This window comes from Spirosoma liriopis (genome assembly GCF_023196085.1).
Classification (GTDB): domain Bacteria; phylum Bacteroidota; class Bacteroidia; order Cytophagales; family Spirosomataceae; genus Spirosoma; species Spirosoma oryzicola.
In genome coordinates, this window is the sequence record NZ_JALPRF010000001.1 from 1216605 (window position 1) to 1233795 (window position 17191).

Here is a 17191-nt window from a genome sequence, read left to right on the forward strand (position 1 = left end):
CAAACAAAAAACCTGCGCACAATATGGCCCGCAGGTTTTTATCAGACAGCTAAAGGTGTACTGCACAAGGCAATTACGGAAGTAAAACTACGCAACGTTTGCCTCAACGGCAACGTAACGGTTCAGTTTATTTCTTCTCAAACTCGCGGTGGTACGCAGCTTTGTACAGTTCCTCTTCGGGTAAGCTCTTAAAGTATTCATACGTAATCCGAAGTCCTTCGGCCCGCGATACTTTTGGCTCCCAGTCAAGAATGGCTTTGGCTTTGGTGATGTCGGGTTGACGTTGTTTCGGATCATCCTTCGGCAAATCTTTCAGGACCAGCTTTTGGCTCGTACCCGTAAGCTTGATGATCTCTTCGCCGAATTCTTTGATCGTGATTTCGGATGGATTGCCAATATTAACCGGGTACGCGTAATCGCTCAGCAGCAACCGGTAAATTCCTTCAACCAGATCGTCAACGTAGCAGAACGAACGCGTCTGACTACCGTCACCGAAAACGGTTAAGTCCTCGCCCCGTAGCGCCTGACCAATGAAGGCGGGTAGAACCCGTCCGTCGTTCAGTCGCATCCGTGGACCATAGGTGTTAAAAATCCGAACGATACGCGTTTCCAGACCGTGGTAGGTATGGTAAGCCATCGTTATTGCTTCCTGAAAACGCTTGGCTTCGTCGTAAACACCACGCGGCCCAATCGGATTCACGTTGCCCCAGTATTCTTCGGGCTGTGGGTGAATGGTCGGATCACCGTAAATTTCTGACGTAGAGGCAATCAGAACACGAGCGCCTTTTACGCGAGCTAATCCCAGGCAGTTATGAATACCTAACGAACCTACTTTCAGCGTCTGGATCGGAATTTTAAGGTAATCGATGGGGCTGGCGGGCGAAGCAAAATGCAGGATGTAATCCAGTTCACCCGGTACGTGAATAAACTTGGAAACGTCGTGGTGGTAGAATTCAAAATTCGGCAGATGAAACAGATGCTCGATGTTACGAATGTCACCGGTGATTAAGTTGTCCATCGCGATGACGTGGTAGCCTTCCTTGATGAACCGGTCGCACAGATGCGACCCTAAAAATCCGGCTCCGCCGGTAATTAAAACACGCTTCATTCAGTATTGGGTTTGTGGTTATAATTGTGGGTTGTACCACCAAGTGATCAGCCTAAGCACTTACGCCGACCAAGCTAGGCATTACAACCCACGAATCATAAACTAGATCAGGCTTTTTGTTCGACAGGGGCCAGAACCGCTTCCCGCCCTACGCTGATGTACGTGTAGTTTAACTCACGCATCTGGTCCAGTTCGTACACGTTCCGACCGTCGAAGATCACCCGGTTCTTCAACAGCAGGTTCATCTTGTCGAAATCTGGCGTACGGAACAGCGGCCATTCGGTGATAATTACCAGCGCGTCAGCATCATCCAACGCTGCGTACTGCGTATGCGCGTACGAAACGGCGTTGCCAATAAGGCCACGTACGTTTTCCATTGCCTCAGGGTCGTAAACCGTTACTTTCGCACCTGCTTCGATCAATGCTTTGATGTTATCGAGTGCCGGAGCTTCGCGGATATCGTCCGTATAGGGTTTGAAGGCCAATCCCCAAACAGCGATGGTTTTGCCTTTCAGATCACCACCAAAGTAATCCAGGATCATTGGCATCAACTTCGTCTTCTGGGCGTAGTTGACATCCATTACCGACTTCAATACTTTGAAATCGTAATCGAAATCTTTGGCCGTTTTAGCGAGTGCCTGCACATCTTTTGGAAAACAGCTACCGCCGTAACCGATACCCGCAAACAGGAATCGCTTACCAATACGGCTGTCGGTACCAATACCGCGACGGATATCGTCTACGTTCGCACCCGCCCGTTCGCACAGGTTAGCAATCTCGTTCATAAACGTGATTTTGGTAGCCAAGAACGCGTTTGCCGCGTATTTCGTCATTTCGGCGGAACGCTCGTCCATGAAAATAACGGGGTTACCCTGACGAACCAGCGGTGCGTAAAGGCGGTTCATAACCCCCTTGGCCCGCTCCGACTTGGTACCAATAACAACCCGATCAGGCTTCATAAAGTCTTCTACGGCAACACCTTCCCGCAGGAATTCAGGGTTCGACACAACATCGAAATCAACCTTGGCGTTATCAGCAATGTGCGCGTGTACTTTCTCAGCCGTACCGACCGGAACAGTGCTTTTATCGACAATTACAGCGTATTGATTCAGGATCGGGCCCAAATCGCTGGCAACTTTCAGAATATACTTCAGGTCCGCCGAACCGTCTTCACCAGGAGGAGTAGGCAGCGCCAGGAAAATAACTTCGGCACCTTTGATTCCTTCTTCCAGATTGGTGGTGAACGACAAACGACCCTGTTCCACGTTCCGATGGAAAAGTACGTCCAGACCCGGCTCATAAATGGGAATGATGCCGTTATTCAGTTTTTCAACTTTGCGTTCATCGATATCAACGCATGTTACCTGGTTACCGGTCTCCGCGAAACATGTTCCCGTGACAAGGCCTACATATCCAGTTCCTACAACTGCCAGTTTCATATAAAAAAGTCAAAGTAAAATTTATAAACGATTGAGGTAGATTTTACATACGTACCTGCCGGCCCGATTTCACAAAAATAGGAGTTTTTCAATAACAGCCTAGGACCCAGGCAGAATTGTGACTTACCGGTAATAATTCAGCCTTTTACTAAATGTATTCAGTATGAACAGCAATACTTTTTTGACAAATATACAAAATATAGATATTAATGATTATTTGTTTTAATATTTTTTAATATAGTAACAAAATTAAATCGATTTCTGCTTTTTCTAGTGAATACTACCTGGTAATTATCTGACAAAACGGGATTGGTGCTTTACAACAAATTGCTTAAATTTCTTTTAAATCACTTCATCGAATAACACCCTTATATGACTAACGAAATTGTAGAAAATCAAGAATTAATAGCCCAATCTGTTCGGGATTTGAGTGACCGGTTGATTCGCCCAAACGTACGACAGTGGGACGAGGAGCAGCATTTTCCGCTTGACCTGTTTAAACAACTCGGTGATCAGGGCCTGATGGGCATGCTGGTACCGGTTCACTACGGCGGAACGGGCCTTGGCTACCGGGAGTACGTAACGGCAATTGTTGAACTAGCCCGCGTGGATGGCTCTGTAGGTCTGTCGATGGCTGCACATAATTCCCTGTGCACAAATCATATTCTGCTGTTCGGCAACGAAATGCAAAAGCAAACCTATTTACCCCTACTAGCTACTGGCGAATGGATCGGTGCCTGGGGACTGACCGAACCGAATACAGGATCGGATGCCGGTAACATGCGTACAACAGCCATCCGGCAAGGCGACGAATGGGTACTCAACGGAGCCAAAAACTTTATTACGCACGGACGAAGCGGCAACGTAGCCGTGGTTATTGCCCGAACGGGTGAACCCAACACCCCGCACAACGCCACTGCTTTTGTGGTTGAGCGCGGAACGCCCGGCTTTTCGGGGGGCCGTAAAGAAGATAAGTTGGGCATGCGAGCATCTGAAACCACCGAAATGCTGTTTCAGGATTGCCGTATTCCAGATAGCCAACGATTAGGTGCAGTAGGAGACGGATTTGTTCAGTCGCTTAAAGTGCTGGACGGCGGACGAATTTCAATCGCAGCCTTAAGCCTGGGCATCGCTTATGGAGCTTATGATGCGGCTCTGGCCTACGCCAAAGAGCGGGAACAGTTTGGGCAACCGATCGCCAATTTCCAGTCTATTAGTTTTAAGCTTGCCGATATGGCGACGGATATTGAAGCGGCCAAACTGCTGACTTATCAGGCAGCCGATTTGAAAGATGCTGGTAAGTCGGTAACAAAAGAATCAGCGATGGCCAAGTTATTCGCGTCTGAAACCGCCGTGCGAGTTGCCAACGAAAGCGTACAGATATTTGGCGGTTATGGCTACACAAAGGATTTTCCGGTAGAAAAATTCTATCGAGATGCAAAGCTTTGCACCATCGGCGAAGGAACCAGTGAAATTCAGAAAGTGGTTATTTCCCGACAAATTCTTAAATAACTCAGCAAAAAGCAGAACGGGTACGTAGACTGATCTACGTACCCGTTCTGCTTTTTGCTTGTGTAAATGGCGCTATACCTACACTGTTCTGCGTGATCCTTTGATCAGAGCCGCAATACCCAGGATGATGACAGCACCAACGAATGATGTTAAGATTTGATCAACTATACCACCCGACCGGCCAAATATCCAGCCGCCTACAAAACCACCGGCAATACCGAGAAGGATTTCAGCGAAGAGCGAAAACGAAAACCGTTTGAAGACGAGGTCGGCGAGCCACCCGGCTACCGCACCTACTAAGATAGAAACTAAGATTCCCATGATTATTGAATGTTGAGTAATAAAAATCTATTGTGAAAACAGGTACATAACTTCGGCCAATAAAACTTTGTTTACGATTTAATACCAATAATTGCCTTAATACCAATAATTGCCAGCATTCGTCCTGTTTGTCCATTTTCGGCCCGGTATGAGAAGAAAATATCGTTATTAAGCACTGTCGAAAAAGAAGATACCTCTATTTGCGTTGATGGGACACCAAAACGGATAAGCTGCTGCCGGTTGGCTGCTTTCAGATTTACACAATCTTTCAACGTTTGCGCGTCTTTCTGTACGAACTCAGGCGCAAACCGTTCGGCTACTTCCGGTCCCACTTCGAAGGAGCATTCGTCAATGCAGGTTCCGACGTAAGCGTAGCAATTGGCAGCGCTGGTACCGAACTGTTGCTCCATCGTTATTAGCGTTTTGGCCACGATTTCGCCGGATGTTCCGCGCCAGCCCGCATGAATAGCCGCTACTGCCCGATTAGCCTTATCGTAAATTAGAATCGGTGTGCAGTCAGCTACGGTCACCCCAACAAACAAACCTGGCTTGTCGGTAATCAGCGCATCGTAACCGTCAAAACGCCCTGCCTCTGTGGCATACAATACCTCCATGCCATGCACTTGATGCGAAGAAGCAAACCGGCGATCCACATCGTCAATTCCCAGCGACAGAAAAAAGCGACGCCTATTCTCGTTTACGCTGTCCGGTTCGTCGTTTGTATTGATTCCCAAATTGAGCGAAAGAAACGGTGCTGGGCTAACCCCGCCATGACGTGTACTTTCGGCTGCTATTAAATCAGAGAAGTCGGAAAATATCGCGGGAATATGGTAAGAAGTCATTAGTTGTTCAAGCGTATAGAGTAAGACAATACGACAAAATTGCAATCAAAAGCCTGTCTATCCTAAAAGCCCTACGCTCGATCATCCTTGTTTTCTTACCACTCATCCTTCCGAAAAACCGCTCCGGTAGTTTGTAATGCATAGTACTATCCAGGGCCTATATCTTTGTTTCACCAATCCGGACGATCCCGGCTAACTTTTGAACGAAACGAAAAAACATACTATTATGAAAACGATCCTCAAATCCCTGCTTTTCTCGCTGTCACTTGGCGTATTTACCTCGATGGTTTCCTTTGCTGAAGCCAAACCTGTTGGCCGTCCCGCCAACGTAGCGGCTTATAAAGCTGGGGTATACACAACTGTTTCGGGTCAACTGAGTATTGCGCTTAACAAAGAGATCGGTGGCGCGGTCGATATTCGTCTGAAAAACGCCGGAGGGACCGTGTTGTACAGCCAGCATTTAGGTAAGAACGAAAGCCAATACCGCACCCGTCTGAATATGAACGAACTGCCGGACGGTACGTATCAGGTAGAAATTTCAAATGGCGTTGAGACAACCACCCATACAATTACCATTGCAACGCAGCAGCCAAGCACACCAAGCCGCGTTATCGCGCTGAACTAACCGCCCCAAAAACTTTACGCAAAACCTCGCCCGGACAACAGGGCGAGGTTTTGCTATTACAGGCTTTTCATAGTACTTAATCCCTCATTTGTTAGTAAGCCAGCCAACATCAGCCCGCCATCTTTGTTGTATACCCAAGAAACTTTTGGCCTACAGATCATTGCCTGGTCTGTGGCCATCAAGGAAAAGACCGTAAGACTTTCTCAATGACTTTAGCGGGAGCTTCTTTGCTTATCCCCTATACTTAACTCGTTCGCTAACCGATAACAGCCTTTTGTTTATGGTACCCACTGACCACACTCTCACATCGCCTACAAACTGGGCTGGCATTGCGTCTAATACTGAGTTCTGGTCGCAACTAGCACAGACATTACTGCCTGGTTACGTCAATACGTGCCGCTGGTTTGCCGGAAAAGCTCGTCAACAGACCGGGTTTGCGGCCAAGACGGTACACACGATTCCACTTCCCGACGGCGATGTAGCGTATCTGCTGATACTGGAAGCGACCTACGCCGATGGCATTCCCGAACTGTATCAGCTTCCTTTGTCTTTCATTGCCGACTCAATAGCGAATTCTCTTCCTTTTCAACTAGCAGACGTGCCCGACAAAGGACGTATCGGTGAAGTAGCGCTGGATCATCATGCTGGCGTATTGATCGATGCCATTTATGACGAACGCTTTCGACGGGCTTTGTTTACTAATATTTATACCGATCAGGTATTGCCGCAGCCTGACGGGCAACTCACGTTTCACAAAGGCAAAGGGTTGGAGGAAGGCGACAATATGCTGAGTTCGCGGGTGCTACCGGTCGATTCCAGCAATTCGGCGATGGTTTTTGGAGAAAAGTATTTCATGAAACTGTACCGAAAGCTATTCCAGGAAACGAACCCGGAAGTTGATATGGTCGCGTTTCTGACGGATAAAAGCAGCTTTGACCACATCCCGGCCTTCGGCGGTAGCATCGTCTGGCAGCATCCCGATGCCGCTCCATCCGACGGTGCCGATATTACCCTGGGCATGGTTCAGCGTATGGTTCCAAATGACAAGGATTCGTGGATGCAAACCGGCGACTACCTCAACGATTTTCTGTATGCCGTTCCGCAACGACTTTTTGCCATCCGGGAAGATGTGTTCGAAAAAGTTGAGTTGCTTGGTAAACGAACCGGGGAAATGCATTGTGCGCTCTACAAACCCAATGCCGACGCTGACTTTGCCCCCGAACCGATAACAGATGAATACCGTGCCTTCATGATTAAGCGGTTGGAAGATTTGCTGGAACGCCGGTATGCGCTGCTCATCGATAACTACACCAAGCTCGATCCACAGGCGCAGCGACTGGCATGGGTATTCATGGAAGCGAAGGAAATGATCGAAACGTTTATCGATGATTTCAGAAAACGTCCGCTCGGTTCGCTCCGCATTCGGATCCACGGCGATTACCACCTTGGTCAGGTGCTGGCAACCCGCAATGACTTTGTCATCATTGATTTTGAAGGTGAGCCGGAAAGCAGCATTACCGAACGCAAGATCAAGCACTCGCCCCTCAAAGACGTAGCAGGCATGATTCGCTCCTACCACTACGCCGTGTCGGCAAAGCTGTTTAACTCTTCCGAAACCGACGACCTGGACCCGGAGCACTTGCAGCGCGTTTCGGACCGGTGGTTTTATCTGATTCGTGACACGTTTATGAATGCGTATCAGGATGTTTTTGGCACGCCCCATCCGTTGTTCAAAAACAACAACGAGTTGAATTTCCTGCTATTGATCTACCTGCTCGAAAAGGCTGTTTACGAATTAGGATACGAGATTAGCTACCGACCATCGTGGGTTAAAATTCCGCTCCGGGGGATTATCGATGTCATTCGCGAAATTGAAAAAATTCTGCTGAGTGAGGGAGAAATCGAGGCCGACATACCGTTATTGCAGACCGGTTTGTTGCAAGCCAAAAATTTGTAATTGCAGCGTTAGTCAGGCCCGTTTCATGAGCATCTTTCAAGACACAGTTGTCATTATCACCGGCGCGGGTTCGGGTATTGGACGACAGCTTGCCATTCAGGCCGTTGCAAAAGGAGCAACCGTTATCGCAACCGACATCAATGAGGGCGGCCTGGCCGAAACTCGTACGGACTCGTCGGGTGATATGACCTTACTGCGGCTGGACGTGTCGGATGCGGACGCGATAAAGACGTTTGCCGATCAGATCATTCCAACGCTGAACAACCGTCGGCTTATACTGATCAACAATGCGGGTGTAGCCTTGGGAAGTGGCCCTTTTTCGGATACCGATCTCAGCGATTTCGAATGGCTACTGACCATAAATCTCTGGGGAGTTATTCGGATGACGAAAGCGTTTTTACCGTACTTGCAGACTCAGGATCGTGCGGGCAGACCGGCCGGACACATTGTCAACATGTCGAGTGTTTTTGGACTGGCAGGGGTGATGAACCAGTCGGCCTATAGCACGGCCAAGTTTGGCGTACGGGGATTTACTGACGTGTTGCGTATGGAATTGCTGGACACTCGGATTGGCGTCACCTGTGTGCATCCGGGTGGTATAAAAACCAACATTGCGATCAACGCACGCGTTGGCCAAAACAGCCAGGTAACCGATGCTTTACTGGAGAAAAGCGCCAGTAGTTTCGAGAAAATGGCTAGAACCACCCCCGAAGAGGCCGCCCGCCAGATCTGGCGTGGTGTCGAAAAAAACAAAGCCCGTATCCTGATCGGCTCCGATGCGCGAATGATCGAACGGATCACAAGACTTTTCCCGACAGCGTATGTAAAAATGATGCGCAAGCAGATCGAGAACGTGTTCGCAACAAACCGCTAAGGATTTTTTCTAACTTTCCGCTTCTGATCGCGTTCAATATTCTAGCTATACCAGTCCTAAACAATGGCAAAACGTAAAACCATGATGGCAGCGTCTGACAACCCACCGGCTGACGTAGAACAGCCTGCTTCATCAACCACCAATACTGATCAACCGATGCAATCAGGTAATCCAGAAGCGTACTCCCGCTTCACTGATTTTGATATCTACCTGTTTCGGGCAGGCAAGCACCAGCGTCTATACGAAAAATTTGGCTCACATGTTGTTGAGCATAATGGCGTTGTAGGAACCTATTTTTCCGTATGGGCTCCTTCCGCCCGTTACGTGTCCGTGATTGGCAATTTCAATGGCTGGAACAAAGGAAGCCATCCGCTGGCTGTGCGCTGGGATTCGTCGGGTATCTGGGAAGTATTTATCCCGAATACCGGCAGAGGTGAAACCTACAAATACTTCATTGTCAACGAAAACGGTCGCGAATTAGAAAAAGGCGATCCGTACGCACACCTTTGGGAAGTTCCTCCGCATACGGCTTCCGTGGTGTGGGACACCTATTACGAGTGGAACGATCAGGAATGGATGACTACCCGTAAGGAAAAAAATGCGCTGAATGCCCCAATCTCGGTCTATGAAGTGCACCTGTCATCCTGGCGACGTGACCCTTCCGACCCGGATCGTGAGCTGAGCTACGGCGAAATTGCCGACGCGCTGGTTCCTTATGTGCAGGAGATGGGCTTTACGCACGTTGAGTTTATGCCCATCATGCAGTATCCATATGCACCATCCTGGGGATATCAGATCACGGGTTATTATGCGCCCAGCAGCCGCTTTGGTACGCCACAGGATTTCATGGCGTTAGTCGAGAAACTGCACCAGGCCGGTATCGGCGTATTGCTGGACTGGGTTCCCTCCCACTTCCCCGGCGACGCGCACGGTCTGTACGAGTTCGATGGTTCGCACCTGTACGAACACCCCGACCCGCGCAAAGGCTACCACCCCGACTGGAAAAGTTATATCTTCAACTACAGCCGACCAGAAGTACGGTCGTTCCTCCTGTCGAATGCGTTGTTCTGGCTGGATCGCTGTCACGCTGACGGCTTGCGGGTGGATGCGGTAGCGTCTATGCTTTACCTGGATTACTCGCGGAATGCGGGCGAATGGGAACCCAACATGTTTGGCGGTCGCGAAAATCTAGAGGTCATTTCACTGCTCAAAGAAATAAACGAAGCAGTCTACAGCGAATTCCCCGATGTACAGACAATAGCGGAAGAGTCTACGGCATTTCCGGGTGTATCACGACCTGTCTTTACGGGTGGACTCGGCTTTGGCATGAAGTGGATGATGGGCTGGATGAACGATACGCTACGGTATTTCGAGCGCGATCCGGCTTTCCGCAAATTCCACCAGGATAATCTGACATTCAGTACGGTGTATGCGTTTACCGAAAACTTTATGCTGCCTCTCTCGCACGATGAAGTTGTCTACGGTAAACAGTCGCTCGTCGGCAAAATGCCGGGCGACGAATGGCAGCGCTTTGCCAACCTACGCCTGCTTTTCTCGTATATGTTTACGCACTCTGGCAGCAAATTGCTATTTATGGGTGGCGAATTTGGGCAAACATCGGAGTGGAAGTTTGACACTAGCCTCGACTGGCATCTGCTGGAGTTTGCTCCTCATAAGGGGATAGCCGCCTGCGTCAAAGCGCTGAATCAGCTTTACAAAAATGAACCCGCTATGTATGAGCGCAGCTATACAGCGGATGGTTTCGAGTGGATCGATACGTCTGACCGGGAAAACAGCATCATCACGTACGCCCGTAAAGGTGATCGCCCTGAGGAGACCTTGCTGATAGTTCTTAACATGACGCCCGTTCCGCGCGCAGACTACCGCATTGGTGTTCCGTCGGCGGGTTCATACCAGGAGATTTTCAACAGCGATGCCAAAGAGTTTTACGGCAGTGGCATCGGTAACCAAGAACCGCTGGCGAGTGAAGAGTCGGCCTGGCACGGACGCCCGCAGTCGATTCGACTGAATGTGCCCCCACTAGGTGCGATTGTCTTAAAAATCAGCGCGGAATCGTAGTTCATTGGACAAGACACGGCTTTGACGGCTAATTTGATTCAGAACCGCTTAAAAAAGCGATACGATCAGATTAGTTGTCAAAGCCGTGTCGTATCAGTTCAGGCCCTATCTTTGCCGACTCGTCATCTGATCAGCTTGCATGAAGAAGTTTATTATAGCGGTATTAACTCTGTTTTCCATTCCTGGTTTTGCCCAGTCACCCGTATCAACTCGTCTAAGTAGTGGTTATGACGTGGGTATGGCTTACTCCAAAAACAATTACAATCCGTCATTGGCGTACTACCAAATGATCAACATCGGCGAGCGCAAGCTGTTTTCGCTGGGCTGGACATTGAGATTAGGGGCTTATTACGGAGATAATCTGAATTATTATACCGCGCCAGCTCGGTTGACACGCGGCAAGACAGGCTTTAATGCACTATCTGAACCGCTGATTATCAAAAACATCGACACGGTCAGGATGGACTATTCGTCAATGACTTCCTTAAACCTAGGAATACGCGCTCAAGTTAATTTGGGAGTTGTTGAGTTGGGAGCCAGCGCGGAGTTGCTCGGTCTCACTTTGGGCAAGTCCCGGACAGGCCGCTACCGTTCATCGACGGGATATTACAAGCAAACGAATGCAGCCGGAGTTGACTCAACAATTTATTTTCGGGGTGCAAACGCGGATCAGAAGACGCGCCCCAGCCGCCTGAATGTCCGGCTGTTAGGTGACAACGATATTGGTACGCTCTCGACGGAAGTGTACGCCCGGATTCGCATTAGCCAGCGTCTTTCGGCCAGAGTCGCTTATCAGTGGCTTACCACTGAAATCAAGGTAAATAACAGAGACGCCGAAGCCGACAATGATCGCTTCCGGAGCCGGATAGGAATGGTTTATGCAGGTCTTACCTTCCCCATATTTTATTAATTTCTTCAACCAGCATTACCCAGGAAGTGTATCTTCTGTGGTAGTGCTGGTTGCCATGTTTTTAGGCGCTAGCATGCGATGAAAACCGATCATTTATAGGTTCTTGCTTTGCAATTATGCAAACAAGATTACTTTTTTCACTACGAATAATCACGTTTAGTAACAGTATCCTTCGACAAAATAAGGCTTTTACCAAACAGATAACCGTGACAACTCCACACGTGACTTCCTGAGTCACTAGATTGTCGGATATTTTGCCACATCGTTACAAATTCTGTTATCTTTCGGTTAAAAAGATTCCTCACCGCTGGTTTGTTATCACGTCATGAAATCGCCTATATCCTGCTTCTTAATTGATGACGATGAAGACGATCAGGAAATTTTTTTACTGGCGTTACGAAAATTGGACGCGTCTATCGCCTGCTCTTGTGCCGACAATGGCGTCGATGCCCTGCTTCGACTTCGCCAGGACGAAGCGTTTAAGCCTACTTATATTTTTCTGGATTTGAATATGCCGGGCATGAACGGAAAACAATGCCTGACCGAACTGAAAAAGATTGCGCGTCTCCAGCATACGCCGATCTTTATTTACTCGACCTCATCGGACATGAGAGACCGAGTTGAAGCGGAGAAACTTGGTGCAGAAGGATTTCTGACCAAGCCCGCCCAGGTCTCAACGTTGATTAATCAGTTGTCGCAACTATTTTTGAACTATCCGAACGGCAGAGCGTAGTTCATCATGGAAACCAATAGTGCAGACCCGCGTCTTTACCCATTCCTCAATCAAAAGGGCGAACTTGATCAGTTAATCCGTTCAATGGACTTGTCTGCGAGTCCACTGGGCCCAATTGACACCTGGCCACAAAGTCTACAGACCACACTCAGCATCGTTATGGCCTCGCCCCTCCCGATGGCTTTGTTGTGGGGTTCTGAGTGCATCTGCTTTTACAATGACTCCTTTCGGTCAAGCCTCGATACTGACGGCCATCATGTACAAGCGCTGGGACGTAGTTTGAAAATAGCTTTTCCTGAATGGTGGCATACTATTGAACCGCTGGTGAATCAAGCCTTTGGGGGCGAAACAGTCCGGAGTGAAGACCAGTTACCCCCTATTTATCGGCAGGAATACCCGGAAAATGCATACTGGACGCTCAGTTACAGTCCTGTACTCGATGAGTTGGGTAAGCCGGGCGGTGTGTTGATTACAGGAATAGAAAGCCAGGCGCTTGCTCAGTTGAAAGAAAGTCAGGCAAAGTTACAGCTTGCTTTACAAGCTAGCGAGCTAGGAATCTGGGTACTTGATCCGTTACAGAAAACGGTTCATATGGATGCCCGTTGCCAGGAATTGTACGGCTTTTTGAAAAATGAGCAGGTCACTTATTCCGACGTCCTAAACCATATTTACCCGGAAGACCGCCCGCGTGTAGACACGACCGTTATGCAAACGTTGGCTCCCGGCTCCAATGGTCAGTACGACATCAAGTTTCGAACGCTTGCTCTCGAAGACAACCGATTACGCTGGATACATTGTCAGGGAAAGGCGCACTTTAACGACCAAGGACAGGCGGACCGCTTCGCCGGGACAGCACGAGACATCACGGAACAGGTCGTTACCCAGGAAGAGCAGGAAAATACCGAGGAGCAGGCAAGACTGGCCGTAAGCAGCGCCGGTGCCGGAACCTTCTTTATTGACCTAGAGCATGACACGGTTGTGTGTTCGCCTACCCTTGCCAAAATTTTTACGGGCAATGAACTGACGGGTCTTACGCGGGATATGCTCATCACCTACATTCTGCCGCAGGATCGCCCCAGACGCGACAAAGCCTATGAAGAAGCGGCTCGTACCGGAAAGCTACGCTATGAAGCCAGAACGACCTGGGACGACGGGAGTATACATTGGCTACGCGTGATGGGAACCTACCTGAACAATCCTGCGGGTAAGCCAACTCGTTTTGCGGGTATTGCTCAGGACATCACCGCCGAAGTCGAAGCCAGCCTGGAGCAGCAACAATTTACTTCGTTGGTAGAAGGCAGCCCTGAATACATGAGCATCGCCAGTTTGGACGGGCCTATCCTCTACGTAAACCCTTACGGGCTGGAACTGCTGGGTTTAAAAAAAGAGGAGATCTCATCCAAAAAGCTGAGTGATTTCTTTACGCCCGAAGATTGGGAAATCGTTCTGAACACGCAAATACCCCTTTCTATTTCCCACAAACGCTGGACAGGCGTTCAGCATTACCGGAACTTTCAGACGGGCGAGCGTATTCCTTTAGACATTAAACGGTTCGTGATTACCGATCCCGTCACGGGAGAACCTTACGCCCTCGTAGCAACGGGCCGCGACTTACGCCCTGAATTAGCAGCCAGAAAAGAACTGGAGGAAAGCGAAGCGGCTCTGCAAAAAGTAAACCAACGACTAGAAATAGCGTTGAATGCGGGCCACTTAGGTTCTTACGAGCTCGATTTGACAAGCGGAATTATGCAATGTACCCCGCAGTGCAAAGCCAATTTCGGTTTGCCCGTAGCGGCTACGCTTAATTTCCCGGATCTACTCCGCATAATCCTCCCCGACGACCGACAACTCGTTCAACGGGCAGTCGATTTGGCAATTGCCGACAAGTCTACGTATAAAGCGGAATACCGTGTTACCTGGCCCGACGGTTCGATTCACTGGATCAGAGCTTCTGGTCAGACAACGTACGACGAAGCGGGGATGCCGCTAACCATGGTTGGCATTACAATGGACATTACGGTCCAGCGAATGGCGCAACAAGACCTCGAACGACAGGTTCAGGAACGAACCCGTGACCTGATTAATACCAATCAGGAACTCGTTCGGACCAATCACGAGCTAGAGCAATTTGCGTACATCGCCAGCCACGACCTCCAGGAGCCACTTCGCAAGATACAAAGCTTTGCGGGTCTGCTTCCCGACAACCGTTATGACGACGAACTCTTTGCGCTCTACCTCGATAAGATAATGAAGTCGGCGCAACGGATGTCGGCGTTGATTAAGGCGGTTCTCAACTATTCTCGTCTTTCCAAATCCGATGAGCAGTTCGCCAAGACAGACCTTAACCAGATCATCCGGCATGTACTAACGGACTTTGAACTACTAATTGACGAAAAAAAGGCGGTTATCCGAATCAAGGAACTACCAGTCATCGAAAGTATTCCCATGCAGTTGCATCAGCTATTCGCGAATCTGATCAGCAATGCATTGAAGTTTGCCCGTGAGGTCCCGGTCATCGACATTGCGTCGCAGTCTGTTCCGGCAAATGAAGTGGAACAACTTGGATTACAACCCGACGCAACGTACGCACACCTGACCGTGAAAGACAACGGAATTGGTTTCGATCAGCAATATGCCGACCGGGTTTTTACGATATTTCAACGGCTCAATAACGCCCGAGATTACAGCGGTACAGGCATTGGTCTGGCTTTATGCCGTAAGATTGTCAACAATCACGGGGGTGTTATCTCCGCCGAAAGCGAGCCCGGACAGGGAGCAACCTTTCACATTTATTTGCCCGTAAGCCAGCCTGCTAAGCCGGTTTAACGCAATGGTTTAGGACCGTGTTGCGTTAAACCGATCCGTAGTTATACCTCCACCGGTTTCAGATCGAAATAGGTTTCAAAAATCGCAGTACCGATCTCATTCGTACGCGTCTGAAAACTGTCGAGATACTGGTGCAATCCTGCCTTGAAAATATCCGATGTCTCGGTAAATTCAATGTCGGCCCGGAGCTTGGAGAGCGTTCGTTCGGCCGAATTACCAAAACCGTTCGAAATGGTATTGCCCGCAATTTCGTAGAGCGACAATTCAGCCTGTCGGATGCAGTGAGCCACAGCGCGCGGAAACATCTTGTCCAGAATCAGGAACTCGACAATGCTGGACGGTGTCAGCGAACGATACTGCTGGCGGTGCATATTGTAGGCACTCACTGATTTCAATACTGCAGACCAGATCATCAGATCAAGCGTAGAGCCTACCGCTTCGACTTCGGGCAAAAGCGTAAAGTATTTTACATCCAGAAAGCGCGAAGTTTTATCGGCCCGTTCCAGAAACCGTCCTAGGCGTCCAAAATGCCAGGCTTCGTTGCGGGTAATCGTCGCATCGATAATACCGTAAAATAGCTGCGTATCGTTACGGATGTCCGTAAAAAAATTTTGCGTCTGCACCTCACCCCACTGCTGCTTGGGAGACGTGTCACGCATTTTCAGATAAAACTGGTTCAGGTGCTCCCACATCTCCTTGGAAATGACTTCGCGGATAGTACGAGCATTTTCGCGAGCGTTGCTCAGGCACGCCACAATCGAGTTGGGATTGCGCTTGTCGAAGGTCATAAAGTGAATGACATTCTCACGCGTCGGCTGGTCGTAGTGCTTGTCGAACAGGAAGTTATCAGCCGTAGCGATAAGCAGCGGCTCCCATTGCTGGTTGACGTTGGGCGGCAGGTCGAGCGCCAGGTTGAAGTTTACACTCATAAAACGGGCATAGTTTTCGGCCCGTTCGATGTATCGGTGCATCCAGTAAACAGAATTGGCGACGCGGCTCAGCATAGGTAAAACGTTTGGGTTAGCGTGGCGGGTGACTAACAAAAATAGGACTTCATCACTGTTTTACAAGAAGTACTTTCCGTCTCTGGCTATTTTCCAAAATAATCATCTAAAAATAAAGTAATTTGCTGCCGATTCTTTTCTTATTTACCATTATGTCTAAATTGTATTTTTTCCTCCTGTTAAGTGTAGTGTCCGCTACCGCAACGTTAGCCAAAACAAATCCGACCAAGCCTAGCTCCAAGTTCTACGAAGTCAGGATTTATTACCCAACACCGGGCAAGTATGCCGAGATCGTCGATCGTTTCCGGCAGTACACAACCCGAATATTTGAGAAGCACGGTATGGAAAATATCGGTTACTGGACCCCAACCGATACATCCCGCAAAGAACTGATTTACATACTGGCTTATCCCAGCCGTGAAGCACGTGACGCATCCTGGAAAGCGTTTGGCAGCGACCCGGAGTGGAAAGCCGTAGTAGCCAAGACCGAAGCGAACGGCAAACTGGTCGATCATGTCGATCAGATCTTCATGACGGAATCGGATTTCTCGCCCAAGATCAAAACGGCACAAAAATCACCTGCCCGTACGTTCGAACTGCGGACGTATACACCAGCACCCGATAAACTGGATGCGCTCCTGACACGCTTCCGCGATCATACAATGAAGCTTTTTAGCAAGCACGGCATGACGAATATTGGTTACTGGATCACGCAGGAGAAAGACGGTGGTCAGCCTAAACTGCTTTACATCCTGGCCCACCCCAGCGAAACCGAGGGCAAAGCGCATTTCGATGAGTTCCGCAAAGATCCGACCTGGGTTAAAGCCAAGGGAGAGTCAGAAAAGAACGGCCCATTGACCACAAAAGTCGAATCGGTCTATATGACCCCAACGGATTATTCGCCCATTAAATAGATTGACAATGATCTGAACGGGTTGGCTTAATCAAGTCAACCCGTTTT

The 17191-nt window shown here is 49.1% G+C and carries 14 protein-coding genes; 9 read left to right on the forward strand and 5 right to left on the reverse strand.

Annotated features, from left to right (window positions below):
* Positions 1-127 precede the first annotated feature (127 nt).
* Both M0L20_RS05090 and M0L20_RS05095 read right to left on the reverse strand, forming a co-directional pair.
* The gene (locus M0L20_RS05090; RefSeq protein WP_232559779.1) at positions 128-1108 is read right to left on the reverse strand and encodes a UDP-glucuronic acid decarboxylase family protein; all 981 of its coding nucleotides are present in this window, start codon (positions 1106-1108) and stop codon (positions 128-130) included.
* 107 nt (positions 1109-1215) lie between these two features.
* Positions 1216-2547: a UDP-glucose dehydrogenase family protein gene (locus M0L20_RS05095; protein ID WP_232559780.1), complete on the reverse strand. Its 1332-nt coding sequence runs from the start codon at positions 2545-2547 to the stop codon at positions 1216-1218.
* Positions 2548-2919: 372 nt separating this feature from the next.
* On the opposite strand from M0L20_RS05095, the gene M0L20_RS05100 reads away from it, so the two are divergent.
* On the forward strand, positions 2920-4059 hold the full coding sequence (locus M0L20_RS05100) for an acyl-CoA dehydrogenase family protein (RefSeq protein WP_248475970.1): 1140 nt from the start codon (positions 2920-2922) through the stop codon (positions 4057-4059).
* A 78-nt stretch (positions 4060-4137) separates the two neighbouring features.
* Here the strand turns inward: M0L20_RS05100 and M0L20_RS05105 are convergent, their stop codons facing one another.
* Both M0L20_RS05105 and pgeF read right to left on the reverse strand, forming a co-directional pair.
* Positions 4138-4380, reverse strand: a complete 243-nt coding sequence (locus M0L20_RS05105; RefSeq protein ID WP_232559782.1) for a GlsB/YeaQ/YmgE family stress response membrane protein — start codon at positions 4378-4380, stop codon at positions 4138-4140.
* Between the two features lie 71 nt (positions 4381-4451).
* Positions 4452-5222 carry a peptidoglycan editing factor PgeF gene (gene pgeF / locus M0L20_RS05110; RefSeq protein ID WP_248475971.1) on the reverse strand — a complete coding sequence of 257 codons (771 nt, stop codon included), beginning with the start codon at positions 5220-5222 and terminating at the stop codon, positions 4452-4454.
* Between the two features lie 226 nt (positions 5223-5448).
* Here pgeF and M0L20_RS05115 point away from each other — a divergent pair, with 226 nt between their 5' ends.
* The 7 genes from M0L20_RS05115 to M0L20_RS05145 all read left to right on the forward strand — a co-directional run bounded on the left by M0L20_RS05115 (position 5449) and on the right by M0L20_RS05145 (position 15226).
* On the forward strand, positions 5449-5847 hold the full coding sequence (locus M0L20_RS05115; RefSeq protein WP_232559784.1) for a T9SS type A sorting domain-containing protein: 399 nt from the start codon (positions 5449-5451) through the stop codon (positions 5845-5847).
* A 280-nt stretch (positions 5848-6127) separates the two neighbouring features.
* On the forward strand, positions 6128-7804 hold the full coding sequence (locus M0L20_RS05120; RefSeq protein WP_248475972.1) for a putative maltokinase: 1677 nt from the start codon (positions 6128-6130) through the stop codon (positions 7802-7804).
* 25 nt (positions 7805-7829) lie between these two features.
* Complete coding sequence (locus M0L20_RS05125; protein ID WP_248475973.1) at positions 7830-8678, forward strand: SDR family NAD(P)-dependent oxidoreductase; 849 nt, start codon at positions 7830-7832, stop codon at positions 8676-8678.
* Positions 8679-8741: 63 nt separating this feature from the next.
* Positions 8742-10757 carry a 1,4-alpha-glucan branching protein GlgB gene (gene glgB, locus M0L20_RS05130; RefSeq protein WP_435531815.1) on the forward strand — a complete coding sequence of 672 codons (2016 nt, stop codon included), beginning with the start codon at positions 8742-8744 and terminating at the stop codon, positions 10755-10757.
* A 139-nt stretch (positions 10758-10896) separates the two neighbouring features.
* Positions 10897-11667 carry a hypothetical protein gene (locus tag M0L20_RS05135; RefSeq protein ID WP_248475974.1) on the forward strand — a complete coding sequence of 257 codons (771 nt, stop codon included), beginning with the start codon at positions 10897-10899 and terminating at the stop codon, positions 11665-11667.
* Between the two features lie 325 nt (positions 11668-11992).
* Positions 11993-12400 carry a response regulator gene (locus M0L20_RS05140; RefSeq protein WP_248475975.1) on the forward strand — a complete coding sequence of 136 codons (408 nt, stop codon included), beginning with the start codon at positions 11993-11995 and terminating at the stop codon, positions 12398-12400.
* A gap of 6 nt (positions 12401-12406) precedes the next feature.
* Positions 12407-15226 carry a PAS domain-containing protein gene (locus M0L20_RS05145; RefSeq protein ID WP_248475976.1) on the forward strand — a complete coding sequence of 940 codons (2820 nt, stop codon included), beginning with the start codon at positions 12407-12409 and terminating at the stop codon, positions 15224-15226.
* A 41-nt stretch (positions 15227-15267) separates the two neighbouring features.
* On the opposite strand, the gene M0L20_RS05150 is transcribed toward M0L20_RS05145, so the two are convergent.
* Positions 15268-16230, reverse strand: coding sequence for an alpha-E domain-containing protein (locus M0L20_RS05150; protein WP_232559791.1), 963 nt, complete (start codon positions 16228-16230; stop codon positions 15268-15270).
* Between the two features lie 149 nt (positions 16231-16379).
* Here M0L20_RS05150 and M0L20_RS05155 point away from each other — a divergent pair, with 149 nt between their 5' ends.
* Complete coding sequence (locus tag M0L20_RS05155) at positions 16380-17144, forward strand: NIPSNAP family protein (RefSeq protein WP_435531821.1); 765 nt, start codon at positions 16380-16382, stop codon at positions 17142-17144.
* Positions 17145-17191 lie beyond the last annotated feature (47 nt).